Annotated in this window: 22 protein-coding genes and 1 pseudogene; 9 read left to right on the top strand and 14 right to left on the bottom strand. The window is 62.9% G+C overall.

All coding sequences use genetic code 11. The features are described 5' to 3' along the window. Window positions 1-2: 2 nt before the first annotated feature. Window positions 3-2,441, bottom strand: coding sequence for a DNA topoisomerase (ATP-hydrolyzing) subunit B (gene gyrB / locus ACFXS9_RS33380; protein ID WP_392696579.1), 2,439 nt, complete (start codon window positions 2,439-2,441; stop codon window positions 3-5). A gap of 296 nt (window positions 2,442-2,737) precedes the next feature. Here gyrB and ACFXS9_RS33375 point away from each other — a divergent pair, with 296 nt between their 5' ends. Further along, entirely contained in the window at window positions 2,738-4,663 is a 1,926-nt protein-coding gene (locus ACFXS9_RS33375; protein ID WP_392696576.1) for an acyltransferase family protein, read from the top strand. A gap of 5 nt (window positions 4,664-4,668) precedes the next feature. Here ACFXS9_RS33375 and ACFXS9_RS33370 read toward each other — a convergent pair whose 3' ends face one another. The 7 genes from ACFXS9_RS33370 to ACFXS9_RS33340 all read right to left on the bottom strand — a co-directional run bounded on the left by ACFXS9_RS33370 (window position 4,669) and on the right by ACFXS9_RS33340 (window position 12,836). After that, complete coding sequence (locus tag ACFXS9_RS33370) at window positions 4,669-4,818, bottom strand: hypothetical protein (protein ID WP_392696573.1); 150 nt, start codon at window positions 4,816-4,818, stop codon at window positions 4,669-4,671. Further along, window positions 4,751-6,829: a hypothetical protein gene (locus tag ACFXS9_RS33365; RefSeq protein ID WP_392696571.1), complete on the bottom strand. Its 2,079-nt coding sequence runs from the start codon at window positions 6,827-6,829 to the stop codon at window positions 4,751-4,753. The genes ACFXS9_RS33370 and ACFXS9_RS33365 overlap by 68 nt, the downstream gene beginning before the upstream one ends. Before the next feature lie 128 nt (window positions 6,830-6,957). Further along, on the bottom strand, window positions 6,958-8,094 hold the full coding sequence (gene recF / locus ACFXS9_RS33360; protein WP_392700156.1) for a DNA replication/repair protein RecF: 1,137 nt from the start codon (window positions 8,092-8,094) through the stop codon (window positions 6,958-6,960). Window positions 8,095-8,221: 127 nt separating this feature from the next. Beyond that, entirely contained in the window at window positions 8,222-9,340 is a 1,119-nt protein-coding gene (gene dnaN, locus ACFXS9_RS33355) for a DNA polymerase III subunit beta (protein ID WP_065746476.1), read from the bottom strand. Window positions 9,341-9,612: 272 nt separating this feature from the next. Further along, window positions 9,613-11,043 carry a chromosomal replication initiator protein DnaA gene (dnaA, locus tag ACFXS9_RS33350; protein ID WP_392696567.1) on the bottom strand — a complete coding sequence of 477 codons (1,431 nt, stop codon included), beginning with the start codon at window positions 11,041-11,043 and terminating at the stop codon, window positions 9,613-9,615. A 1,323-nt stretch (window positions 11,044-12,366) separates the two neighbouring features. Continuing rightward, a complete protein-coding gene (rpsT, locus tag ACFXS9_RS33345) occupies window positions 12,367-12,633 on the bottom strand; it encodes a 30S ribosomal protein S20 (RefSeq protein ID WP_028347803.1) in 267 nt (88 codons plus the stop codon). Between the two features lie 8 nt (window positions 12,634-12,641). Further along, window positions 12,642-12,836, bottom strand: a complete 195-nt coding sequence (locus ACFXS9_RS33340) for a hypothetical protein (RefSeq protein WP_392696564.1) — start codon at window positions 12,834-12,836, stop codon at window positions 12,642-12,644. Window positions 12,837-13,004: 168 nt separating this feature from the next. Here ACFXS9_RS33340 and ACFXS9_RS33335 point away from each other — a divergent pair, with 168 nt between their 5' ends. The 4 genes from ACFXS9_RS33335 (at window position 13,005) to ACFXS9_RS33320 (ending at window position 16,370) form a co-directional block, all read left to right on the top strand. Next, the gene (locus ACFXS9_RS33335; RefSeq protein WP_392696561.1) at window positions 13,005-13,322 is read left to right on the top strand and encodes a hypothetical protein; all 318 of its coding nucleotides are present in this window, start codon (window positions 13,005-13,007) and stop codon (window positions 13,320-13,322) included. A 120-nt stretch (window positions 13,323-13,442) separates the two neighbouring features. Next, entirely contained in the window at window positions 13,443-14,099 is a 657-nt protein-coding gene (msrA, locus tag ACFXS9_RS33330; RefSeq protein ID WP_392696558.1) for a peptide-methionine (S)-S-oxide reductase MsrA, read from the top strand. A gap of 147 nt (window positions 14,100-14,246) precedes the next feature. Further along, complete coding sequence (locus ACFXS9_RS33325) at window positions 14,247-14,990, top strand: polysaccharide biosynthesis/export family protein (RefSeq protein ID WP_392700154.1); 744 nt, start codon at window positions 14,247-14,249, stop codon at window positions 14,988-14,990. A 372-nt stretch (window positions 14,991-15,362) separates the two neighbouring features. Next, a complete protein-coding gene (locus ACFXS9_RS33320) occupies window positions 15,363-16,370 on the top strand; it encodes a Bug family tripartite tricarboxylate transporter substrate binding protein (protein WP_392696555.1) in 1,008 nt (335 codons plus the stop codon). A 142-nt stretch (window positions 16,371-16,512) separates the two neighbouring features. On the opposite strand, the gene ACFXS9_RS33315 is transcribed toward ACFXS9_RS33320, so the two are convergent. The 4 genes from ACFXS9_RS33315 to ACFXS9_RS33300 all read right to left on the bottom strand — a co-directional run bounded on the left by ACFXS9_RS33315 (window position 16,513) and on the right by ACFXS9_RS33300 (window position 19,176). Continuing rightward, window positions 16,513-17,181, bottom strand: a complete 669-nt coding sequence (locus tag ACFXS9_RS33315) for a dienelactone hydrolase family protein (RefSeq protein WP_392696552.1) — start codon at window positions 17,179-17,181, stop codon at window positions 16,513-16,515. 51 nt (window positions 17,182-17,232) lie between these two features. Next, window positions 17,233-17,577 carry a hypothetical protein gene (locus ACFXS9_RS33310; RefSeq protein ID WP_392696550.1) on the bottom strand — a complete coding sequence of 115 codons (345 nt, stop codon included), beginning with the start codon at window positions 17,575-17,577 and terminating at the stop codon, window positions 17,233-17,235. Continuing rightward, window positions 17,574-18,362: an alpha/beta fold hydrolase gene (locus tag ACFXS9_RS33305; RefSeq protein WP_392696547.1), complete on the bottom strand. Its 789-nt coding sequence runs from the start codon at window positions 18,360-18,362 to the stop codon at window positions 17,574-17,576. The genes ACFXS9_RS33310 and ACFXS9_RS33305 overlap by 4 nt, the downstream gene beginning before the upstream one ends. 202 nt (window positions 18,363-18,564) lie before the next feature. Then, the gene (locus ACFXS9_RS33300; RefSeq protein ID WP_392696544.1) at window positions 18,565-19,176 is read right to left on the bottom strand and encodes a TetR/AcrR family transcriptional regulator; all 612 of its coding nucleotides are present in this window, start codon (window positions 19,174-19,176) and stop codon (window positions 18,565-18,567) included. A gap of 97 nt (window positions 19,177-19,273) precedes the next feature. Between ACFXS9_RS33300 and ACFXS9_RS33295 the strand changes: the two are divergent. Together ACFXS9_RS33295 and ACFXS9_RS33290 are read left to right on the top strand one after the other, a co-directional pair. Further along, window positions 19,274-20,087, top strand: a pseudogene (locus ACFXS9_RS33295) (oxidoreductase). A gap of 249 nt (window positions 20,088-20,336) precedes the next feature. Then, on the top strand, window positions 20,337-21,434 hold the full coding sequence (locus tag ACFXS9_RS33290; protein WP_392696541.1) for an HD-GYP domain-containing protein: 1,098 nt from the start codon (window positions 20,337-20,339) through the stop codon (window positions 21,432-21,434). Window positions 21,435-21,496: 62 nt separating this feature from the next. On the opposite strand, the gene ACFXS9_RS33285 is transcribed toward ACFXS9_RS33290, so the two are convergent. Then, a complete protein-coding gene (locus ACFXS9_RS33285) occupies window positions 21,497-23,077 on the bottom strand; it encodes an AMP-binding protein (RefSeq protein ID WP_392696538.1) in 1,581 nt (526 codons plus the stop codon). Between the two features lie 200 nt (window positions 23,078-23,277). Next, complete coding sequence (locus ACFXS9_RS33280) at window positions 23,278-23,697, bottom strand: VOC family protein (RefSeq protein ID WP_392696535.1); 420 nt, start codon at window positions 23,695-23,697, stop codon at window positions 23,278-23,280. A gap of 151 nt (window positions 23,698-23,848) precedes the next feature. Between ACFXS9_RS33280 and ACFXS9_RS33275 the strand changes: the two genes are divergently transcribed. Together ACFXS9_RS33275 and ACFXS9_RS33270 are read left to right on the top strand one after the other, a co-directional pair. After that, entirely contained in the window at window positions 23,849-24,826 is a 978-nt protein-coding gene (locus tag ACFXS9_RS33275) for a Bug family tripartite tricarboxylate transporter substrate binding protein (RefSeq protein ID WP_392696533.1), read from the top strand. Window positions 24,827-24,905: 79 nt separating this feature from the next. Then, entirely contained in the window at window positions 24,906-25,163 is a 258-nt protein-coding gene (locus ACFXS9_RS33270) for a DUF3551 domain-containing protein (RefSeq protein ID WP_392696530.1), read from the top strand. Window positions 25,164-25,192: the final 29 nt, after the last annotated feature.

Below are 25,192 nucleotides of genomic sequence, written 5' to 3'. Positions count from 1 at the left end.
CCTCACACGTCGACATTGGCGCTGAGCGAATTATCCTGGATGAATTCGCGGCGCGGTTCGACCACGTCACCCATCAGCTTGGTGAAGATGTCGTCGGCCTCGTCGACCTCCTTGACCTTCACCTGCAGCAGCGAACGCCCGTTGGTATCGAGCGTGGTGTGCCAGAGCTGATCGGGGTTCATCTCGCCGAGGCCTTTGTAGCGCTGCAACGCGACGCCCTTGCGACCGGCGTCGGTTATTGCCTCGAACAGGCTGACCGGTCCATAAACGGCGGTTTCCGAATCCTTACGGCGCAACACCCCGGTCGGGTTCGGATAGGCCTCCTGAAGTCTTACGGCATAGTCGTCGAGCTTGCGCGCGTCGGCCGAGCCGAGCAGGGCATCATCGATGATGGCAACGTCCTTGACGCCACGGATGGTCCGCTCGAAGAAGAAGCCTTCGCCTTCGGTGAAGCGCCCGATCCAACCGCGTTCGACCTCGTCGGCCAGCGCATCGAGACGCCTGGCGATGTAGTCGGCGGCCGCATTGGCGGTGGCGATATCGCCGGTGATCCTCGGGTTGAGCACGCCCGCGATCGCGGCTTGCTCGACCACCTTGCGGTTATAGCGGCTGTGCAGATTGTTCAGGATGCCGCGGATGACGCGCGCGTCCTCCACCAGCGACAGCAGGTCGCGCCCGCCGCGTTCCGAACCCGACGCCGGCTTGAACACGCAGTCATCGAGGCCGGTCGCGATCAGATAATCCTCCAGCGCGCGCTCGTCCTTCAGGTACTGCTCGGATTTGCCGCGCGTCACCTTGTAGAGCGGCGGCTGCGCGATATAGAGGTGGCCGCGGTCGATCAATTCGCGCATCTGCCGGTAGAAGAATGTCAAGAGCAGCGTGCGGATGTGGGCGCCGTCGACGTCGGCGTCCGTCATCACGATGATCTTGTGATAGCGCAGCTTGTCGGCGGAGAAGTCGTCGCTGATGCCGGTGCCGAGCGCGGTGATCAGTGTGCCGATCTGCTCTGACGACAGCATCTTGTCAGTGCGGACGCGCTCGACATTGAGGATCTTGCCGCGCAGCGGCAGCACCGCCTGGAATTCGCGGTTGCGGCCCTGCTTGGCGCTGCCGCCGGCCGAGTCGCCCTCGACGATGAACAGTTCGGACTTGGCTGGATCCTTCTCCTGGCAGTCGGCGAGCTTGCCGGGCAGCGAGGAAACGCTGAGCGGGCTCTTGCGCGTCAGTTCGCGCGCCTTGCGGGCGGCTTCGCGCGCGGCCGCCGCCTGGATCACCTTGCCGACGATGACCTTGGCCTCAGACGGGTGCTCCTCGAACCACGCCGCCAGCGCCTCGTTGATGACGTTCTCGACCACCGGGCGCACTTCCGAGGACACCAGCTTGTCCTTGGTCTGCGACGAAAACTTCGGGTCCGGCACCTTCACCGACAGCACGGCGGTGAGGCCTTCGCGGCAATCATCGCCGGTCAGCGCGATCTTTTCCTTCTTCGCGTTGGCGTCGGCATAGCCGTTGACCTGGCGTGTCAGCGCGCCGCGGAAACCGGCGAGATGGGTGCCACCGTCACGCTGCGGGATGTTGTTGGTGAAGCACAGCACGTTCTCATGGTAGCTGTCGTTCCACCACAGCGCCGCCTCGACGCCGATGCCATTGGATTCCGACCGCACCATGATCGGGACAGGCACGATCGCCTTCTTGTTGCGGTCGAGATATTTGACGAACTCCTCAACGCCACCGTCGTAGCGCATCTCCTCGCGCTTCTCGACCGCGTGACGCATGTCGGAGAGGATGATGTGAACGCCGGAATTGAGGAAGGCGAGCTCGCGCAGCCGGTGCTCCAGCGTCGCGAAATCATACTCGATGTTCTTGAAGGTCTCGCTCGAGGCGAGAAAGGTCACCTCGGTGCCGCGCTTGCCCTTGGCCTCGCCGACCACCTTCAAAGGTGCCAGCGCGTCGCCGTGGGCGAACTCGACGAAATGCTCCTTGTCGTCGCGCCAGACCCTGAGCTTCAGCGAACTCGACAGCGCGTTGACGACGGAGACGCCGACGCCGTGCAGTCCGCCGGAAACCTTGTAGGAGTTCTGGTCGAACTTACCGCCGGCGTGGAGCTGGGTCATGATGACCTCGGCGGCCGAGATGCCTTCGCCCTTGTGGATGTCGACCGGAATGCCGCGGCCGTCGTCGCGCACGGTCACGGAATTGTCCGCGTTGAGGATTACTTCGACGCGCGTGGCGTGGCCCGCGAGCGCCTCGTCGATGGCGTTGTCGACGACCTCGTAGACCATGTGGTGCAGGCCGGAACCGTCATCGGTGTCGCCGATATACATGCCCGGCCGCTTGCGAACGGCATCGAGGCCCTTCAACACCCGGATCGATTCCGCACCATATTCAACGGGAATGGGATGCTCAGTGTCGGCAGGGGTCCGCCGGGCAGGTTCTGTCATGTGAGGCCTTCGAGGGTGTCCCGAATCAGCTGCGCAATATGAGGCGCTGATTGATCTATTTGTGCCATGAAACAGGCACCGCGCCTAGCGCAAACTCTCTGTGTGCAAGTTGTTGAATAAATGGTGGTTTTTTACGCTTTTTCAAGGTCTCCAAGGGCCGATTCTGGAGGCCCCGAAAAGCGCGAATCGAAGGCTGATTCTGCGCCCTCGATCGCCGGATTCTTGGACACCGCGCGATGGGAAATGGCAGTCTGCTGCGGAGCTGCTAGAGAAGGCGGTGCGGCAGCTTGTAGTCGTTGCCCGCCGTTCACAGCGATCCCGGGTTAGCCCTCCAATTGACCTCGCCTTCCCCAAAATATCGGCCGGATGTCGACGGCCTCCGGGCCATCGCCGTGATACTGGTCCTGAATTTCCATGCATTCCCGGACGCCATGCCGGGCGGCTTCATCGGCGTCGACGTGTTCTTCGTGATCTCGGGCTTTCTGATCACGGGAATCATCGCGCGCGAACTGGAACTCGGTCGCTTCAGTCTGATCGAATTCTACAACCGGCGGATCCGGCGCATCTTCCCGGCACTGATCGTGGTGCTCTCTGCGACATTGCTACTGGGCTGGTTCTGGATGCTGCCCTCAGCCTTCGCGCAGCTCGGCAGCGACAGTTTCGCCAGCGCGGCGTTTTTGGCCAATATCGCGCTGTTGCTGCAGTCCGGGTATTTCGACGTCGAATCCGCCAGGAAGCCGCTGCTGCACCTGTGGTCCCTCGGCATCGAGGAGCAGTTTTATCTGTTCTGGCCGCTGCTGCTGATGCTCGCAGCCCGGATGCGAACGAGCATCATGGCGGTGGCCGTGGTGCTCGGCATCGGGTCTTTCCTGCTCAACGTCGCGCTGATCGGCTCGAATCCCGTTGCGACCTTCTATCTGCCGTTTACGCGGGCCTTCGAACTGCTCACCGGGGCGGCGTTGGCGTACGGCTGGAACAGGGTCGGCCACAGCGTCAAAGCAAGCGATTGGCGCGCCTGGATCGGCGTGGCGCTGATCGCGACGGCGGCCGTGATCCTCGACAGCCATCGCGCCTTTCCGGGCTGGTGGGCGGTGCTGCCGGTCGCAGGTACCGCGCTTCTGCTGTCATCGCCTGCGGCCTGGGTGAACCGCGCCTTGCTTGCGAGCCCGCCAATGGTGTGGATCGGGTTGATCAGCTACCCGCTCTACCTCTGGCACTGGCCGCTATTGGTGTTCGGCGGGATTATCAAATTCGGTCCGCTGACCTTGCCGGAACGCGAATTGATATTGCTTGCGAGCGCGCTGCTGGCCTGGGCGACTTACCGGTTTGTCGAGATGCCGATCCGGTTCGGCGTCCCAAGCCGGCGCAAAATGTTCGGGCTTGGGGCGGGCATGGCGATGATCGCGGTCGCAGGTGGCGCGGTCGTCTGGGCGCGCGGCTTCGACTTCCGGCTGCCGCCGGAAATCCGCACGATGGCCAATGTGACGACCGAGAGCTTCAAATGGCGGTTTCGCGAATGCCTGCTCGATCTCAGCCGCGAAATGACGTTTGCCGACACCTGCGTCGAGCGCGATCGGCGGCCGCTGGTTCTGATATGGGGCGATTCGACCGCCGGCGCGCTGTTACCGGGCCTGCGCAAAGCGCAGGAGGAGCGAGGCTTCGGCATTGCGCAGCTCACCTCGAGCTCCTGCATTCCGGCGCTGAACGCCGACATCGCGAGCATGCCCAATTGCCGGGCGATGAATGACAAGGTCTTGTCGCTGGTTCGGCAGATCAAGCCCGACGTCGTATTGCTGCACGGAACCTGGGAAAAACATCTCGATAACGTGGCCGAGACGGTGGCCGCGCTGAAGAGGGAGACAGATGCCCGCGTCGTTGTTCTCGGCGGGGTGCCGATGTGGCGGCGCGGGCTTCCGTCCGAAGTGCTCCGATATTTCATGCTCCATCGCACGCTGATCCCGCAGCGTTCGCCCAACGGCATCCCGCCCACCGCCTACGATGCCATCATGCGCGCCAGGCTCGAGCCGCTCGGTGCGGAATTCATCTCGGCATCAGACGTCCTTTGCAATGCGCAGGGATGCCTGACGCGCATTGGCGATGCGGCAGGCGATTTGACCGCGAGCGATCAGGTCCACCTGACCGAAAAGGCGTCGGTGTTCCTGATCGGATCGATCATCGACCACTTGCTCGGCAGCGAAGCGTCTGCGAGCAAGCCGCGATAGCGCGCTCAGTACATCTGCAGCGGCAGCACGTCGCCGCCGGGCCCGATCATCACGCCCCAGGTGTCGCCGGCCCCGATCTCGATCTGGTTATTGCGCGCCGGCCCGCCCGCGATTTTCAGCGCATACTGGTATTTGCCCGGCAGCAGATCGATCATTGGCGGCCTTGCCGATTGCGGTCCGCCGGCGCCGGCGGCGATCTTGATCGTCTGCTTGTTGATCGAAACCGTGGCGTCGTGCTTGCCGATATTGCCGAATATCAGCTTTGATTGGCCCGGCTTCGGCACGACGTCGGCCTTGGCGGCTGCCGCCGGATATTTTTGTGCGAGATTGACCGTAATCTCGCCGTTCCTGCGGCCAAGCTTCAGGGTGGCCGGACCATCGGGAGAGGGTGAACGCCAGTTGCGCATGGTCCGGCTTCACAATGGCACCTTCGGTCTCTTGCCAGCCGCGCCTGCCGAGTTCGCTACGGTAGAAGGCGAGCACCGTGTTGAGTTCGGCTGGGATACTGGCCTCCAGCTCCCTGCGGAACGGGGCATCGCTGCCGGGCATTTTGCCGGTACCCATCGAAGTCATGGTGCGCTGCTTCGGCACCGGCAAGGCGGAATTAGGATCGGGATCGAGCGCTTCTGCCACGGCCTTGCCGGACGGGCCGCCCGGCGTCTTCGCGCCTTCCGATGCGACGTTTGCCATCACGAGCGCCGATCCGTTGGCGCTGACGCGGACCTTGGGGCCCATCTGCATGACGGTCAGCGACAGCGCCTTGCGGCCTTTGGAAAATTCCATCAGCGCCATATTGGGTTGGTTGATGACCGAGGGCTTCTCCTTCCAGCCCTGCGCCTGCAGGGAGCTGCGATAAAAGGCTGCGACGGCCTTCACGCTGGAAGCGGAATTGAATTCGAGCCTGCCGTCGCCGCCGTCGAATTTCACGTTCTCCGCATTCTCCGGCAAGGGCACCGGTGTCGAACTGTCGGCAAGCGCACGCAGCGGCGCATCCGACAGATTGGCGGCTTGCGTAACCCGCCGCGCCTCGTCGGCGGCGATCACCTGCTTCGCCATAGCAGCGGTGTCCTTCATGAACTTCTCGTCGGCTTCCTTCTTCGCCCTCGCACGTGCGGCTATCGCCGCTTCCGTCATCTGCGTGACGAGACTGACGACGGTCAGGTCGTACTTGCGCCCGAGCGTCAGCATTGCAGTCTGCTCGGCGGAGGAGAAATTCAGCGTGACGTTGTCAGGCGTAACGACCGCGCCCTTCGCCTCTTCGCTCCAGTTACGGTTTGCGAGTTCGCGGCGATAGAAGGCAAGCGTTGCGGGAAGCTCGGCGATGACCGCGACCTCGAGCTGGCGGCGGACGGAATCGGAACCGCCTAAGCTCTTCGCGGACTTGGTCGGCTTCGGCTTGGGCAGGCCCGCCATTTCGGAATCGGCTTCCAGTGTCTGGGGTAGTGCGAACGGCGCAACCCGGATCTCAACCCCGGTCCGGCCGTCGCTTCGCCGCTGCAGCGTCAGCATGATCGGACGTTGCCGATAGAAGCCGTCGCCATCATCATGGGTGTAGTAGGCGCGGATGCCGTTCTCGATGGTCTCGCTGAACTCTGCGTTTGGCCATCGTGCCGCGGTATCGGCGGCGGTGAGCTGTTTCCAGCCGATCGCAGCCATCTCCTTGCGGAAGAAATCGAGCGGGGCGTCGACGGCGGCAGGCGCGATGCAGCCGAGATAGGGCCGGTGCTGGTCAAACACGATGTCGGTGGCCTCGGGCGGGAATGGTACGTTCGAGGTGATCCGGTCAGAGTTGTAGTGCACGACGGATTGATCGGGACGGCCGAGGCCCTGGGTGAAACGTACGCTCAGCCCTTGCCCGGCCTTCTTGAAAGTGAGGATGGTGCTCTTCTCGTCCAGCGGCCGCAAAAATTGCAACCAGTCGTCGTCGGTGAGCAGTTTCTTGGTGGCTTCGGTCGTGATCGCGACGGCGGTGCCAACGCTGTAGCTGAGGCTATGGGACTGGGTACGAGAGGGATCTTCGACGCCGCCTTCCAGGCGCGGCAGCGTGCGGACGTCGACGATGCCGCTGTCGGCTCTGGCTGTAAGCGGCACCGCGGCGGCGATCGCGAAGATCAGCGGCAACAGGTGTTTTCGGGCCGGGATGATCCGGCGCTTGGTGTTGGGCATTTTCATCTCCGGTACTGATTGGCCGTTTTCGGCCGCGCGGCCACGAGGGCTGCGCCGTGGTCACGCCGCTTCCGAACGCTAGTCGTTGCGATGCAGGATTTGGTTCAAGCAAGGCCGGTTCGCAGGCCTCAGGCGCGGCGGCTCACTTGGCCAGACTCGACGTCAAAAATCTCGCCGGCCGCGCCGATATCGACGAAAGCCGCCGGATCGGCGCCGGTCATCCAGACCTGCGCGCCGAGCTTTGCGAGTTCATCGAACAGCGCCTTGCGCCTCACGGGATCAAGATGCGCGACGACTTCGTCGAGCAGCAGCAGCGGCACGATCCCGGTCATCTCGGCGACCAGCGTGGCATGGGCCAGCACCAGTCCGATCAGCAGCGCCTTCTGCTCGCCGGTGGAGGCGTCGCGCGCCGGCATGTTTTTTGGCGCGTAGATCACCTGCAAGTCCGTGAGATGGGGCCCGTCCAGCGTGCGGCCGGCGGCGGCGTCGCGGGCGCGGCTGGCGCGCAGGATCTCGCGGTAGCGATCCTCCACGGCGGTTGCGGATTCATTGACCAGCGCATTCTCCATCCAGCCGTCGAGCATGATCTGCGCCGACGGAAAGGCCGAAGCCGCGCCACGTTCACGCAGCATCGCCGCCAGTCTAGTCACGGTCTGGCCGCGCGTGGCGGCAACCGCAACCGCCAGCTCGGCAGTTTCGCGCTCGATCGCGTCACACCAATGGTCGTCATAATTGCGCACTTCGAGCAGGCGGTTGCGCGAACGCAGCGAGCGCTCCAGCGCGGAAACGCGGCTGGAATGCTCGCTGTCGATCGCCAGCACCAGGCGGTCGAAGAAGCGCCGCCGCTCCGAAGCAGAGCCAAGGAACAGGCCGTCCATCGCCGGCGTCAGCCACACCATGCGCAAATGATCGCCAAACGCGGCCGCCGAACCTACCGGCTCGCGGTCGATCCGGCAGCGCCGGCTGGAAGCGGCGTCCGCAGCCGGCGCATCGATGCCAGTGCCGAGCGTAGCCAGGCCCAGCGCGCCCTCGACCTCGGCCGCCACTGCCCAGGAGCCGTCGCCCTGATTGTCGGCGACATCCTCCAGCGTCGCGCGCCGCAGGCCGCGTCCCGGCGACAGAAACGAGATCGCCTCCAGGCAATTGGTCTTGCCGGCGCCGTTCGGGCCCACCAGCACCACCATATCGCCGCGCACCCGCACACTCGCCGCGCGATAATTGCGGAAGTGCGTGAGCGACAGGCGGTGGATGCGCGAGGGGGTCATCATTATCCTTCGTCATGCCCGGGCTTGTCCCGGGCATCCACGTCCTTGCTGGTCCCAAGACGTGGATGGCCGGGACAAGCCCGGCCATGACGCAATCTAGTGACTGTGCGAGCGAACAGAAAGCGCCTTAAACCCGCATCGGCATCAGCACGTAGAGTGCGCCCTTGTTATCCTTGTCCTGTACCAGGGTCGGCGAGCCAGGGTCGGCGAGGCGGAGGACCGCGACTTCGCCTTCGATCTGGGCGGCGATGTCGAGCAGGTAGCGCGAGTTGAAGCCGATATCGAGCGCGTCGGAGGCGTATTCGACTTCGAGCTCTTCAGTAGCGCTGCCGGAATCCGGATTGGTCACCGACAGCACGAGTTTGCCGGCGGACAGCGCCAGCTTTACGGCGCGGCCGCGCTCGCTCGAAATGGTCGAGACGCGATCTACCGCCGCCTCGAAATCCTTCTTGTCGACGATCAATTCCTTGTCGTTGTTCTGCGGAATGACGCGGCCATAATCCGGGAAGGTTCCATCGATCAGCTTTGAAGTCAGCACGACATTGCCGAGGGTGAAGCGGATCTTGCCCTGCGACAGCTCGATTTTGACTTCGGCTTCATTGTCCTCGATCAGCCGCAGCACTTCGCCCACCGTCTTGCGCGGCACGATCACGCCGGGCATGCCGGTGGCGCCGGAGGGCAGCGCCAGATCGATCTGCGCCAGCCGATGTCCGTCGGTCGCAACCCCGCGCAGCGTCGCGGCCTTGGCGCTGCCGGCCGTGTGCAGGTAGATGCCGTTGAGGTAATAGCGGGTCTCTTCGGTCGAGATCGCAAACTGCGTACGGTCGATCAGGCGCTTGACGTCGGCAGCCGTGAGCGAGAACGAATGCGTCATGTCGCCGGCGGCGAGATCGGGGAAATCACTTTCGGGCAGGGTCTGTAGGGTGAAGCGCGAGCGGCCGGCGCGGATGGCCATTACCGAGCGGTCGCCGTCGGCCTCCAGCACGATCTGCGCGCCGTCGGGCAGTTTGCGGACGATGTCATAGAACATATGTGCCGGCACGGTGGTGGAGCCGGCGGTTCCGGTCTCCGCCGCCAGCGTTTCGGTCACCTCCAGATCGAGGTCCGTCGCCTTCAGCGACAGCCTGGCGTTTTCGGCGCGGACCAGCACGTTGCCGAGGATCGGGATGGTGTTGCGGCGCTCGACCACGCGATGGACGTGACCCAGCGATTTCAGCAGTTGCGCGCGTTCGACGGTGACCTTCATTGCAATATCCGCCAGAGATGGAAAAGCCGGGCGGCCCGTCAAGGCAGCGCCGCGGCATTGGAAACCCGAAAAGCCGGATCACGACCGGATTTGATCAAACCCCCGGGGGGACCGCAAGGTGGCGCGGATGGGGCGCCGGTGCAAGGGAGCAGGCCGCCGTTCCCCCACTTTTGGGGCGAAAAATGGCGGCAGAAAAAATTCTCCCGCTCCTGAGACCAGGGGCGGGAGAGGCGGGGAGGAGCTAGGCCCTAAAGTGGCGGGTCCCGCTGCCGCTACTCCTGCAATTGCCGCTTCAGCGACTCGACCTCTTCGGACAGCGCAATGTCCCGGGCCACCAGTGCCTCGATCTTGCGCACGGCGTGCAGCACCGTGGTGTGGTCGCGTCCGCCGAACCGCCGGCCGATCTCGGGCAGCGAGCGCAGTGTCAGCGTCTTTGCCAGATACATCGCCACCTGGCGCGGGCGAACCACGTTCGCGGTCCGCCGCGACGACAAGAGATCCGAACGGCTGACATTGTATTGCCGGGCGACAACCCGCTGGATGTCCTCGATCTTGATCCGCTTCGGTTCCTGCGGACGGATCAGGTCGCGCACTTCGCGCTCTGCCATTTCCAACGTCACCGGCTGCGCGTTGAGCTTGGAATGGGCGAGCAGGCGGTTGATGGCGCCTTCGAGGTCGCGGCCGTTGTGGGTGATGGTGCGCGCCAGATAATCCAACACCGCCTCCGGCACATCGAAGCTCGCATGATGCGCGCGCGCTGCCGCCACGCGCGATTTCAGGATGCCGAGCCGCAGCTCCTCGCCGAGCGAGCCCATCTCGACAACGAGACCGCCGGCCAGCCGCGAGCGCACGCGGTCGTCGAGGCTTTCGAGATCGGACGGCGGGCGGTCGGCGGCGATCACCACCTGTCGTCCGGCATCGATCAGCGCGTTCAGCGTATGGCAGAACTCGGCCTGGGTCGACTTGCCCTGCAGGAACTGCAGGTCGTCGATCACGAGCACGTCGATGCCGCGCAGCGCCTCCTTGAACGCCAGCGCCGTCTGCGTCTTCAACGCAGCGACAAAGCCGTACATGAATTTTTCAGCGGTGAGATAGAGCACCTTGCGCTCGTTCCCCGAATTGCCGGCCCATGTCACGGCCTGCAGCAAATGGGTTTTGCCGAGGCCGACGCCGGCGTGAATGTAGAGCGGGTTGAACATCACGGGATCGCCGCGGCGGCCTTCTGCAACCTGGCGCGCCGCCGCATGGGCGAGGGTATTCGAGCGACCGATGACAAAACTTGCAAACGTCAGGCGCGGGTCGAGCGGCGAGCCGCCGAGCGCATCATGGCTGGCGGACACCGGCGCAGTGGCGGTCGCGCGCAATTCAGGCGCGGGCCGGCCATTGGTCTGCTCGATGCGGCGTTGGTCGGCCGGCGCGGTCGGTTCCTTGACGGGCGCGGCGGATCGCATCGCGGTGCGCACGGTGAGGTCGATCCGGTGCACTTCCGGCATCTCGGCCTGCCAGCAGGTCAGGACACGGTCGGCGTAGTGCGCCTGGATCCAGCTCTTGAGGAAGCGGGTCGGCACCGACAGATGGACGCTTTCGTCCTGCACGCCTTCGAGGTCCATGCGCGCAAACCAACTCGTGTAGACGTCCTCGCCCACAGTCGTCCGCAACCGCCCCTTCACGCGCGACCAGCGATCCTGTTCCGTATTTGTCATTGCCTGAGAACTTTTCTGAATGAGTAATGGTGTTTTGTGAAATCGGCTGACGGTACCCTTGCGGGTTTCCTGCCAGAGGTGACCTCGGCGCGGCGCTTCAACCACCAGGCACAGATCTAACGTTCGGCGGAATCGCCGTTGCACAGATCAAAGGCTGGATGGAGTGGAGGGCTGCCGCGAGGTCAGCGCGTACTCGACGCTCGGTGTGGAGCTCGCGTAGGTGGACGGCCAAAAACGTTGTTCAGGAATTCTGAAGCGGTCTCGATGGAAATAGGCGTGCTGAATGTCGCGTTGATTCCGTAAAGCATAGTACCTCCCCCTCTCGCCGCGAGAACGCGCGACGAGTAACCAGATCACCAGTGTTTCAAAGCCAGTCTGCCGCTACCGAACATCCGCTTGTTCGACCGCTGCGTCCGCCCGCGTACCTCAGTCTGTCGTCTTCAACACGTTCACGAGCTTCGCGTTCCCAATCGCTGCATGGTCGGCAAGCATCTTATTCCCCTTGTCCGGAACGCGCTTCAAACGTTAGCGCCACGCCGGGAAATTTAGACACAGAACAACCGCCCTCATATTGCTATGAGTTACCAACTCAGCTTCGCTTGGAAAGCGTCGCTAACGCGCACACCGCCGCCGATTTGCACGTCGCTCTTGGGTCTCAAACCGCGCTGGTCAGGAGAGCCTTGAGCGTCGCGAACGAGTAACAAATACACCAAGCGTGATTTCTGACAATCCGTGATTCGACGATGTCGCGTGACTCTTCGGCTGTGTTGCAACACTGCAAATGCGACACTCCACACCAAGTTTTTGAATCAGCGCAGAGAATCCCGCGGCGCGAACGAGCGTGACAATTTTCGCCGCACGCGCAAAATTTTTTAAGAAACCGTTACAATCTTGGTTACCGGGACCAATTTTCAAAACGCTTGTCCTCGCTATGTGGATAAGTGATTAGCGAGACGAAGCTTTTCGGAATTGCTTTTGCAGGGTAACTCGCGCGAGCTCCGCCGGCGGAGGAGGCGGGTGTTGTCTGATCAGGTCAGCCGCCGCGATCGCGCTTCTCGCAAATGCGCATGACGACGCCGGTGCACAAGTTGCACCTCGTAAAACTACGGGTGCCCGAAATATGACACGCAAGCCGGCGCTCAGCAACGACGCAATTGAATTGTCACGGTCGATCCGACGCGCGGCCTTTGGTGTGTGTCCGAAATCCAACAGGATGCACGTCTGTAACGAAAATGAATTTCGGCTCGTGCTCATGCGCCGGCATGGCAGAAAAAGAAAAGCCCGGCGACGCCGGGCTTTTGACGAATATCTATTTCTGTCAGTTCACTTCGCGAGCTTGGCGATCGCATGCGTCAGGCGCGACACCTTCCGGCTCGCATTGTTCTTGTGAATGATGTTGCGCTGCGCCGCCTGCATCAGTTCTGGTTCCGCGCGCTTCATCGCTTCCAGTGCCGCATTGCGGTCGCCGCTCTTGATCGCTTCCTCGACGGTGCGGACCGCGCCGCGCATCTGGGTGCGCCGCGACTTGTTGACAATGGTGCGGCGGGCAATCTTGCGGGTCGCCTTTTTGGCGGAAGTCGTATTGGCCATGTTCTCAACTATCCTTCGGCTGTCATCGCTCGGGTGGTCGGCCCTTGAGCGCGCCGGCCGTTCAAATTGCGTGATCGCTGGTTGTATTTTCCAGGGTGTTCGTAACGTAAGCCGTTCTTGAGGATGCCATGGACGGAAGCCAAATGCTCCCGCAAGCGGCGCTGCTCAAAGAACAGCGGCGGCGGGATTGCGCCCGCCGCCATTGGGGGTCTTATAGAGGGCGCATCCTGCACCGTCAACGCTTTCCGGCCTCCCGAAGGGCCGGAAAAGGCGGCGGAACGGGGCGCGTAAGGTGCTGACGAGGTTGAATTTCCGGGGTGCTCCCGGTATTGGCTGACGGCCTTTTGGGGGCGACAGATATAAGGTGACGCATGATCCGCGGTTTTTTCCGGCTTATAGGCCTGCTTCTTCTGGCCGGCGGATTCATCTTCATGGTCTATGATGGGGCCCGTTTCGTTGCCGACCAGACCCTGCGATTTACCCGGTTCGGCCAGTTTTGGAACGACGTCCATCAGTCCAGCCAGCTTGCGTTCCGGACCTGGATCGAGGGTAACGCACCCTGGCTCTGGAACAGTGTCGTAAAGGTCCTGCTGGACCAGCCGGTTTTCGCCGTGCTGGGCGTGGTCGGCATTCTGCTCATGATCCTGTTCCGGCCGCGCAAGCCGTTGATAGGCTATTCGCGGGACTGACCCGGCCGGTGCCCGCCCCGGGTCGGGTAACAGGGCTGCGGTAACAGGCGCAAAGACATATATAGAAGTCCGACCGGCCGATGCCGTCGCGTCCGCCGATGTCCCGCCTGGAGGTGCTCCATGTTGTTCATGCGCAAGACCACCGCGTTGCCGAGCGCAGCCGAAGCGCTGCCGGGCCGTGCCACCCCGATACCGACCGCGACCACGCATTTCGTCAACGGCCGCAAGCTTCAGCCACCCTATCCTGCGGGCCTCGAACAGGCAGTTTTTGGATTGGGCTGCTTCTGGGGCGCAGAGCGCAAGTTCTGGGAACTCGGCGACGGCATCTATGCGACCGCCGTCGGTTATGCTGGCGGGCATACGCCCAACCCGACCTATGAAGAGGTTTGCTCGGGCCGCACCGGCCACACCGAAGTGGTGCTGGTCGTGTTCGATCCGAAGAAGATCACCTACGAGCAGCTCCTGAAGACGTTCTGGGAAAGTCACGACCCGACGCAGGGCATGCGCCAGGGCAACGATGTCGGTACCCAGTATCGCTCGGCGATCTACACGTTTGGAGACGCACAGCGCCAAGCCGCCGACGCGTCGAAGACTACGTACCAGAAGGCGCTGGCGGCGAAGGGCCTTGGCGCCATCACCACCGAGATCACGCCGGCGGGCGAATTCTATTTCGCCGAGGACTATCATCAGCAATATCTCGCCAAGAATCCGGCGGGCTATTGCGGGCTAGGCGGCACCGGCGTGTCCTGCCCAATCGGCGTCGGCGTGAGTGCTTGATTGTTTCTTTCTCCCTCTCCCCGTGAAGAACGGGGAGAGGGAGTCATCCCCTCCTTTGGTTACTCCACCTTCCAAAAACCGTTTATTAACCATACCCGGTACAAGACTAGAGCTGTCTCGCTTTGAGGGATGGCCTAGGTGCGGGTTGTGCGCGCGTTTCGAATACCGATCACTGCGATCATCACCGCGCTCGCGCTGTCGGGCTGCCTGCGCACGACCGGCCCGGTTGCGGTCGCGCCGCAAGGCGATCTCGACCAGATGGCCTATGGCCAGCTCAACAGTCCGCCGCCGCGGACGGTCGCGGTCGATTCCGGTGGTGGCGCCATTGGCGCGCTTCGCGCCGCCTTTGCCGCGGCGCCACGCACGGCGCCGGCACCCGCCGTTGTTGCCGCGCCTGCCGCCTATGCCGAACCCGCGCCCGCGCGATACGACGCGGCCTATCATCTCGATGCCGGCGACAAACTGCGCGTCGTCGTCTATGGCCAGGAGGGCCTGACCAACACCTACGCGATCGACGCCGGCGGCGCCATCACGATGCCGCTGATCGGCTCAGTGCGGGCGCGCGGCCGCACCACGGCGGGACTGGCGGCGGAGATTTCAGCGAAACTGCGCGCCGGCTTTATCAGGGAACCATCGGTCGCCGTTGAGATCGAAGCCTATCGGCCATTCTTCATCCTCGGCGAGGTCGCCGCACCCGGGCAATATCCCTACGTCCCCAACATGACGGTCGAGAGCGCGGTGGCGATCGCCGGCGGCTTCTCGCCGCGCGCCCGCCGCGACAGCGTCACGGTCACCCACACCGATGCGTCCGGCACGTCACGTTTCACGGTCCCGCCCGGCAGCCCGATCAGCCCCGGCGACACCGTGATGGTCAGCGAGCGCTGGTTCTAAAGCGCAGCACCCTTTCATCACACGGTCATTTTGAGCCGGCTCTCTTCTTGAGCATTTGTGTCAGGCAAATGCCTTGCATTTGACCAAGAAAATTCACCATCCGTTTCGCGCCAGCGCAGGACGCTGCGCACTGCATCATGTTGCGGGATCAATCCGACAGAGCGATCTAACTTGCGGTAGCAGTCATGCGGTTCCGCACGTGCCCTGGCGCCCTGCAGCAGCGTCGGACCGGGTCGGTGCGATGAATTGGCGCTATGCACTGAATGCGTTCGAAACCATGTTCCATCTTGCGCTGCAGCGATGTAGAAAGCCGTCGTTCAAATCTAGGCGCGCCGGTTTGTCGGTAGAGTGCCTGCAATCCGGAGTGTGACCATGAACTATCATTTGCCGGTCCGCGTGGTGCGCGCGGTGACTGCGGCAGCGTTGCTCGCGTCCATCGCCGTGACCGCCTTGTGCGCTTCTTCGCATCAAGCATCGGCGGCGGATCCCTATCCGAGCCGCCGCATCACCTTCGTGGTGCCCTATCCTGCGGGCGGCGCCACCGACGTGCTCGCCCGTCTGCTTGCCAACAAGCTGTCGGAGTCGTGGAAGCAGACCGTCCTCGTGGAGAACAAGTCGGGCGGCGGCGGCGTGGTCGGCAACGACTATGTGGCCAAGGCGCAGCCCGATGGCTACACCGTGCTGATCGGCATCACGCAGATCATTCAGGCGCCGAGCCTCGTTACGAAGCTGCCCTACGATGTCTTCAAGGATCTCGCGCCGGTCACCCAGATCGCGCTGTCGACCATCGTTCTGGTGGTCCCCGAGCAGCAGCCGATCAAGTCCGTCAAGGAGCTGATCGACTATGCCAAGGCGAACCCCGGCAAGCCTTACGGCACCTTCGGCAACGCCACGACGTCCCACCTCTACGGCGAATTGCTCAAGAAGACCGCCAATATCGACATGACCCATGTCCCCTATCGCGGCTCGGCTCCTCTCACGAACGACTTGCTCGCTAACACGGTTACCTCGGCGTTCCAGGACCTGACCACGGCGAGCTCGCAAATCAAGGCGGGCAAGCTCAGGGCGCTGGCGGTTGGCGGCGAGAAGCGCAGGAAAGCGTTGCCTGACGTGCCGACGATGGCCGAACTCGGTTACCCCGGTTTTGAGATCGAAGGCTGGCTTGGCGTGTTCGTGCCCGCCGCGACGCCCAAGGAGATCGTGAAGAAGCTTTCGGACGAACTCGCCCGCATCATCGCCTCGCCCGAGGGCGTCGCCGGGATCGAGACGCTCAGCCTCGTGCCGGTGGGCGGATCGGCGGAAACGTTCGAGAAAGTCCTGCTCCGCGACCACGCGAAATGGGCCGATGTCGTGAAGGCTACCGGCGTCAAGGGCGAGTGAGGCGGGGCTAGCCACCTTGTCATTCCGGGGCGTGCGATAGCACGAACTATGGTGCGCAATTGCGCACCTGAGAATCTCGAGATTCCGGGTCTGGTCCTTCGGACCATCCCGGAATGACGGCGGAGAGATTGCGCGCCTATTTCTAAAAATGCTTGGCGAAAAACGCCAGGCTGCGCGGCCAGGCGATATCGGCGCTGGCCTTGTTGTAGCTGGCGCGTTCGTCGCAGTGAAAGCCGTGCTGCGCGCCGGGATAGATATGGACTTCGACCTCCGGCCGCCTGGCCTTGATGGTTTCGACGTCGGTTAGCGGAATGCCCGCGTCCTTTTCGCCGAAATGCAATTGCGTCGGCACTTGCGGCTTGTCGTCGGCAAAGCGGACAACGGCGCCGCCGTAATAGCCGACCGCGGCAGACAACCCCGACAATTTGGTCGCCGCCGCGTAGGCGATGCTGCCGCCGAGGCAGAAGCCGATGATGCCGACCGGGCCGACATCCTTCACGGCGTCGATCGCGGCCTGGGTGTCGCGCAGCATCGCGGCCCAATCCGGATTGGCGATGAACTTTCGTGCGTTTGCAATCTCGTCAGGCGAATAGCCGCATTGGAAGTTCGGTTGCGTGCGATCGAAAATCGACGGCGCAATCGCGACATAGCCTTCGCCCGCCAATCGGTCGCACACCGAGCGGATGTGGTGGTTGACGCCAAAAATCTCCTGGATCACCACGATCGCCGCTTCCGGCCGACCTGCGGGATCGGCGCGATAGCCGCCCAGTTTGAAACCGTCCGAAGCCGTCAGTTCGATATCTTGTCCCACGGATCATCCATTTGCGTTTGAGTTGCACGAGATCGATGTTCTGGGGGGCGGCTACTGCCACATCCAGTTGTGACCCCAGTCGCCCTTCCAGCCGGCCAGCCTGCCCTTGCGAAATTGCAGATAGAGCCGGTCCTTTTTGTAAAACAGCCCGCTGCCGCCGACGTTGCGGAACGCGAGAAAGATTTCATCGCCCGGACGGCCCCTGATGTAGTTGAGCGGGACGCCGAGCGCGCGTGCGGCTTCATCGGCCTCCAGGCCGAACGCCAGCGGGATGTTGTTCGACAGCGTCTCGGTGAACGGTGGCGGGTAGGGGCCGCCGATCGGCGGCAAGTGCTGCGCGGCAGCTTGCGTGAAGCTGCTTGCGATAAGGGCGAGGGCCACCGCCGCTGCCTTCATGACGCGGCCTTCCGTGGTGCCTTGGCATCAAGGCTGTCGAGGAACGGCAGCACCGCGTCGATGAAGGCCTGCGGCTGGTCGATGTTGACGGCGTGGCCGGCGGCCGGGATCACTACCTTCTGCGCGCCCGGAATCTTGGCCGCCATGTAGTCGGAGGCGGCGAGGAACGGGGTATCGTCGGCGCCGACCACGATCAGCGACGGCACCTTGATATCGGGTAGGGATTCGATCACGCGGGCATCGCGCTGGGTCAGCATGCCGCGCGCGGCGCGCGCCAGTCCCGAGGCATCGCGATGGGTGACGCTAGAACGTTCGCGGCTGGCCGATTTCAAAACCTCCAGGCCCTCGCGCTCGAAGCGCTCGCCGGTATCGTACGCGCGCTTGTTCCAGGCCTCGCGGGCCTCGTCCTTCTTGAAGCCCGGACCGGTATCGATGATCAGCAGCGCGCGGACGCGGTTTGGATGAGCGCGGTAGAACGCCAGCGACATGTAGCCGCCCAGCGAGAGCCCACCGACGATCGCCTTGTCGGCGCCGACGGCGTCAAGCAGCGCCGCCATGTCGGCAACCGTCAGCGCTTCGCTATAGGCTGCGGGATCACTGGGATAATCGGACTGGCCGTGGCCGCGCATGTCCCACAACACGAGCTTGTGATGCTTCGACAAGGCCGCGATCTGGCCCTGCCACATCCCACTGGTCGATGAATAGCCGTGGGTCAAGAACAACGGTGGGCCGGAGCCGTGAACCTCGTAATAGATGCGAACCCCGTCGCGATCGATCGTCGGCATTGCGGCTCCCTGGGAGTTCCCATGCAACTGTCGGCCTCATCCTAGCCCGATCTGATCGCGATTGGGAAATGCGGAAAGCGAGGGGCATATCAGCGTATTGACAAGGCCATGACCGCTTGTTGGCGACAGCCCGAATTACTCCAGCGAACGATGAGCAAAACAGCGACGCGCATCGGCTCGCGATCTCGGCCGCTTTAATACTTCATCCTCTTACGCCTTCATGCTCGACAGAACCATCGGCCAAGCCGGCAAGCGCAGTTGCCGCACGAATGCCCGCAGCAAGCATGGCGTCTGACAACTTTGGGTCATTGACGGCGCGCGAAAGCTGAAGCGTCCCGATGAAGACGGCAAAGATCGCGATCGCTGTATCCTGCGCTTCGGGGATGGAGTTCTCCTGCGGCAACCGTCGCGCCATCTGCTCGATGAGCGTGCGTAACCGAGCCGTGTAAGCCTTCCGGACGGAGAGAGGCTGGCGGGCAATTTCGGGCAGTAGGGCCGCGGAGGCACAACCGGTGCCGGGCCGGTCACGATGATGCTGAGACAAGTAAGAACGGATCAGGTGAGCCAATGCGCCCGGCTTGGGGTCGGGTTCGGACAGGCTTTGCAGTTGGTCGGCGAGCGCTCGCTCAAGGCCTTCCTTGATCAGGTCGCTCTTCGAGCGGAAGTGCGAGTAGAACCCGCCGTTCGTCAGTCCTGCCTCCGCCATGATCCCGGTCATTCCGGCGGCGGCGATGCCGTCCCGTCTGAACCTTTTCGCTGCAGCCTTCACGATCTGCTCGTGCGAGGTCTCCTTTTGTCCCTTGGCGTAGCGCATGGTGGATCCTCCGGCCAAAAACCTATTGCATTATGACCATCATGTGATATTCATACCTTAATATAAACGACTGTTCAATGCGTCCATGGAGCTTCTCATGCAGCAAGGCGGTAAAGTGGCGATGGTGACCGGGGCTTCCACGGGCATTGGGCTGGCGTCAGCAAAGGCGTTGCGCGAGGCCGGATTTCGCGTGTTCGGCACCAGCCGACGGATGGCCGCAAGTGGCCCCGACGGCATTGCGATGGTCGCCTGCGATGTGACCGATGACGGTTCGGTGAAGCTTGCCGTCGACAAGGTGCTCGATACGGCGGGCAGGATCGACGTTCTGGTCAACAACGCCGGGACGGGCCTGATGGGTGGGGCTGAGGAATCATCAATCGGTCAAGCCCAGGCGCTGTTCGATGTAAACCTTTTTCGGAGTCATGCGCATGAGCAATGCGGCCCTGCCGCACATGCGAGCTCGGAAAGGTGGAAGGATCATCAACATAAGTTCGGTACTTGGCCTGATACCGGCGCCGTTCTCGGCGCTTTACGCCTCCACGAAGCATGCTCTCGAAGGCTATTCGGAATCGCTCGACCACGAGGTGCGGAGCTTCGGTATCCGCGTTTGCTTGCTGGAGCCGGCCTATACCAGCACTTCCTTCGAACAGAACATGGCGCTTCCCGACCAGGCATTGGATGCGTATGTCTCGGCACGAAAACGCGCCGTCGCAGTTCTGCAGGAAGTGATGAAGACGGCGGATAGGCCCGAAGTGGTCGCCAAGAGAGTGGTTGAGGCCGCAACCACAGCATCGCCTCGTCACCGATATACGTGCGGTAAAATGGCTGGCCAGGTGAGCGTGCTGCGCCGTTTTGTTCCTGAGCGCATGTTCGACAAGAGCCTTCGTAAGCAAATGGGGCTGCCGGTATAGTCGCTTCACGCGCCATCTCCAGACCCAACGGCGCGGCTCACGCGCGCCGGCGTGGGCAATCGCAAGCCAATGCTCTGCAACACATCCGCTTTCGCGGATGATGACGTCGCGGTGTGGCGCATCGCGAACGAGATCGCTAAAATTTTAGCGTTCACAGTAGCCTATATTCACGATGCCTCTTAAGCCCCGGGGAACCCCTTATCCGCTAGCCTCGGTTGCAAGTCATCATCGCTAGGGGTCTGGGGTTTCATGACATCCGCAACCAACAAGACTTCGACCAGGCGCCGGCTGTTGCTCGCTTCGGATCGGAGCGATCAGAGCAGCGAACTCGCCAGCATTTTGCGATCCGTCGGTCAGGTCGACACCATCGCGACTTCCGACATTCCCGACAGCCCGGAACGGGATCTGGCGGGCATCGTGGTCGACATCAACCTGCGTTCCGCCGAGAGCGTGCAACTGGTGCGCAACAAGCTGCGGGCCGAGGCCTATCGCGAGATGCCGCGGCTGTTCGTGCTGGCGGACGCGCTGCACCACGGATCGATGCAGGCCTGGGCCCTCGGCGCCACCGACACGATCGCGCGGCCGTTCGACGCACAAGGCATCCTGCAGCGTATCCGCGCCGCGTTTCCGGACAGCGACGGATATGACGAGACCGATCGCGGCAAGGCCCTCAACAGGGGCGTCGAGGCGGCGCATGCCGTGATGGTCAAGATCTTCGAAAAGCTTCCGGCCGGCGTTCCCTTGAAGTTCAGCGACATCATCGAGGCCGAAAGCAAGATTCTCAAGGCGATCAAGCATTCATCCTTGCGGGAATGGCTGACGACGGTCGGCTGCCACCACGCCGGCAGCTATCGCCATTGTCTCTTCGTCACCGGCTTTGCGGTGGCGTATGCGCAGCATCTCGGCATGCGCGACGACGACCAGCGCCGTCTCGCGCGCGCAGCGCTGCTGCACGACGTCGGCAAGGCGTTCGTTCCGGTGGCGATCCTGGACAAGCCGGGCCCGTTGACGCTGGAAGAGATGGAAGAGATGCGCCAGCATCCGCGCCGCGGCTATGACGCGCTGTCTGCGCAGGGCGGCTTCCCGCCGGAAATGCTCGACGTGGTGCTGCACCACCACGAATTTCTCGACGGCACAGGCTATCCCAACGGCCTGAGCGGCAAGGAGATCAGCGACATCGTGAGGCTGACCACGATCGTGGACATCTACGCAGCCCTCGTCGAGAAGCGCGCCTACCGGTTACAGTTCACCCACGCCCGGGCCTTCGGCATGATGGAAGAAATGGGCGACAAGCTCGATCAGCATCTGCTGCACGCCTTCCGCCCGGTGGCGTTCGGGTATTATTGACTCCCCTCCATCGTGATTCCGGATGGTGCTAACGCGCGCCATCCGGAATGACATGATCGCCTTCACTCCAGCATCTTCCGCAATTCCGCCTTTGCCACCTTCTCCAGCGTCGAGCGCGGCATGTCGTCGACGAAGTGAATTTCGCGCGGCACCTTGAAGTCGGCGAGGGCGGTCCTGCAGGCGGCCATCACGGTCTCATGCAGATCGCGAGGCGCGCCCGCGACGCCGGCTTGCGGAATGATGAAGACCACCGGCACTTCATCCAGCATCGGGTGCTTCTTTGCTACCACCGCGGCCTCGCGCACGCCGGGCACGACAGCGATCACCTGTTCGATCTCGGAGGCCGCGACGTTCTCGCCGCCGACCTTCAGCATGTCCTTGGTGCGGTCGCCGAACCGCATGAAACCGTTCTCGAGCCGCGTGACGCGGTCGCCGGTGATGAAATAGCCGTGTTCGTCGAAACTCTCGCGCGTGGCTTTTTCGTTGTGGAGATACTCTGAAAACAGCGACAGGCCGGGAATGCCCTTGATCAGGAGATTGCCGGTGCCGCCGACTTGTGTCGGCGTGCCGTCGTCCTCGACGATGCGGATCTGATATTCCGGTGCCGCGCGGCCAATCGACATCGGCGTGTTGGGCTGGTCGACCTCGCCGACGATGCCGTGGGTTATGGTTTCCGTCATGCCCCACCAGCCGATCGTCTTGACGCCGAAGGCGGCAAACGGCGGCGGCTCGGATACCGCGGTGCCCCAGAGCCGGAATTTGTGGCTCTTCGGAATCTCGTGTTCCAGCAGCGCCTTCATGCAGAAGGGAATCGTCGACGTCCAGGTGCAGTTGTGCTCAAGCGCCGCGCTCCAGAAGCGACTGGCCGAAAAACGCGGCTGGATCACGCAGGTCGCGCCGACCCACAATGACGCCAGCATCGAATAGGCCAGCGCGTTGGTGTGAAACAGCGGCAGATAGGTCTGGTGCACGTCGCCCGCATGCAGGTCCTCATGCGCGGCGTTGATCTTGGCGCCCCACAATGCGTTGGCATGCGTCCACAGCACTGCCTTTGGCCGCGACGTGGTGCCGGAGGTATATTGAACGCTGCACGGCGCGAACGGATCGGTGGCGCGGCGTGGCCGGTCGGCGCTGTCGGCGAAGAGCTGCTCAAAGCTGTCGCCGCGCGGCGCGACTTGCGCCGGCGTACTGCCAGCGTCATGCGAGATCACGGCGATCCAGTGCAGGTCGCGGCAATTGGCCGAGATCAGTTCGGCATAGGCCGGCTGGGTGATGGCGGCGACCGCGCCGCAATGGCCGGCGAAATACTCCATCTCGGCTGCCGCCGAGCGGGTGTTGGTGGTGACGGCGATCGCGCCGAGTTCGACGCAGGCGAACCAGGCCAGCATGGCCTCGATGCAATTGTCGAGATGGATCAGGACGTATTCGCCGGGCTTGACGCCGCGCTTGGCGAGGCCAGCGGAAAGCGCGCCGACGCGCTCGTGGAATTCCCCGTATGACCAACTCCGCGCCGGCGCCTCGAACGGCGCCCAGATCAGGAATGGATGGTTGCGGCGGCTTTCGGCGCGCATCCGCAGCAGCCACGGCACGTCGAGCCCTGCGAACGGTCCGACAATGCCCGGTGCGGCCTGCGAAAGTGGCATGATTCCTCCCGCGCGGCTCTACGGCCGCCTTGGTTTTTGCTTGGGAGTAGTTCTGCCATCGGACGGCGCAGGGCGCAAATCGGGATTCTGCAGGTCTGCCGTCATTGCGAGGAGCGCAGCGACGAAGCAATCCACCCATCCGTTATGCCGTGCGTTGGATTGCTTCGCTTCGCTCGCAATGACGGGGAGAGGCCTACGTCTTAACCCGTCCTATCCTCATACGACGAAATCTCGATCAAGCTCCCGTCCGGATCACGGCAATAGACCGAGCGCAGCGTGCCGCGGGCGCCTTGCTTTGCGACCGGGCCTTCTTCGATGGCGACGCCGTGGGCCTTCAGATGCGCCACGACCTCGTCAGGCGTGCTCGACGTCAGGAAACACAGATCGTCGCTGCCGGCGGTTTCGTGATCGGCCGTGAACCACTCGACCTTATCGGCGTCGCGCGGCCGCACGTTGATCTTCTGGTTACCAAACACCAGCGAGGTCCGCGGCGTTTTGCCCGGACCGGGATCGAACACCTTGACCTCCATGCCGAGGATCTTCCGGTACCACTCGGCGGAACGCGCCACGTCCGACACATTGATGACGAGATGGTCGAGAGCGTTAACCCTGACAGACATGCCTTATCCTTTCGTCGCGGTCGGAGACGCTGCGCCCCACTGGCCGCACCCGGGTTTGTTTGTTACAACGCGCGCCGCGTTCGGTTCAATGGAACCGCGCCTCAATAGAAACGGACCGGGCCTGAACCCCGGCCTCCAAGGAGAAGTTTTTATGATTTCACGCCGTACCGCGATTTGCCTGGCCGTCATCGGCCTTTCCACTGCCGTTTCGATCGGCAGCGTTTCGGCGGCGGATTATCCGACCCGGCCGGTGAAATGGGTCGTCGGATATCCGCCGGGCGGCGCGACCGACATCATTGCGCGGCTGATCGGGCAGCGGCTTTCCGAACGGCTCGGCCAGCAATTCGTGATCGAGAACAAGCCCGGCGCCGGCAACAATATCGCGACCGAATCGGTCATCAACGCCGAGCCGGACGGCTATACATTGCTGCTGGTCAATCCCGCGAACTACATAAATGCCACGCTCTACGCCAATTTGAAGTTCAACGTGGTCCGCGACATTGCGCCGATCGCGGCGTTCAATCGCGTGCCAAACGTGATGACGGTCAACAAGGACGTGCCGGCCAAGACGGCCGCCGAGTTCATCGCCTATGTGAAGGCCAATCCCGGCAAGGTGAACCTGGCCTCGTCCGGCAACGGCACGTCCGTGCATCTATCGGGCGAAATGTTCATGGCGATGTCCGGCGCCAAGATGCAGCACGTGCCCTATCGCGGTGCCGCGCCCGCGATCACCGACCTGCTCGGTGGCCAAGTCCAACTGATCTTCGACAACATGCCCTCCATCCTCCAGCATGTTCGTGCCGGCTCGGTGCGGGCCCTGGCCGTCACCAGCACGACAAAGTCGCCGCTGTTGCCTGATGTGCCGGTGCTTGCCGACACCATCCCGGGCTATGAGGCGAGCGCGCTGTTCGGCGTCGGTGCACCGAAGAACACGCCGAAGGAAGTCATCGCCAAGCTGAACAAGGAGATCAACGAGATCCTCGCCGAGCCGGCGATCAAGGGCCGCCTGACCGAGCTTGGCGGCGAGCCGCTGATCGGGCCGCCGGAGGCGTTCGGCAAGATGATCGTGGCCGAAACCGAAAAGTGGAAGAAGGTGATCGAGGAAGCCAAGGTCGAAAAGGTGCAGTGATCTACCTCACGGAACAACGGCGAGGCCGTGGTGTTTTATGACAAAGAAGGCGCGGCCTCGCGTCACGTGAAGGAGATTGATGATGCGCAATGCAGTATTAGCGACATTGGCGCTGACGGTGACGACAGTCGCCACCGTCGCCGGCAGTTCACCCGCGGCGGCGTATGACTATCCCTATTGCCTTCAGGGTCGGACCATCGGCATTCCTGGCGACTGCTCCTACAGCAGCTATGGTCAGTGCATGGCATCGGCGTCGGGTCGCGGGCTCTACTGCAACGTCAATCCGCGCTTCGCCTATGGACAGCAGCGGCGGATGCGGGTTTATCGGGATTATTGATCGCTCCTTGCAATCCTCCTGCATGATGG

The sequence above is a fragment of the Bradyrhizobium sp. RDI18 genome, from assembly GCF_043203335.1.
Taxonomy (GTDB): Bacteria; Pseudomonadota; Alphaproteobacteria; order Rhizobiales; family Xanthobacteraceae; genus Bradyrhizobium; species Bradyrhizobium retamae.
Note: the sequence above shows the minus strand (reverse complement) of the source record. Positions and strands in the feature narration are given on the sequence as shown.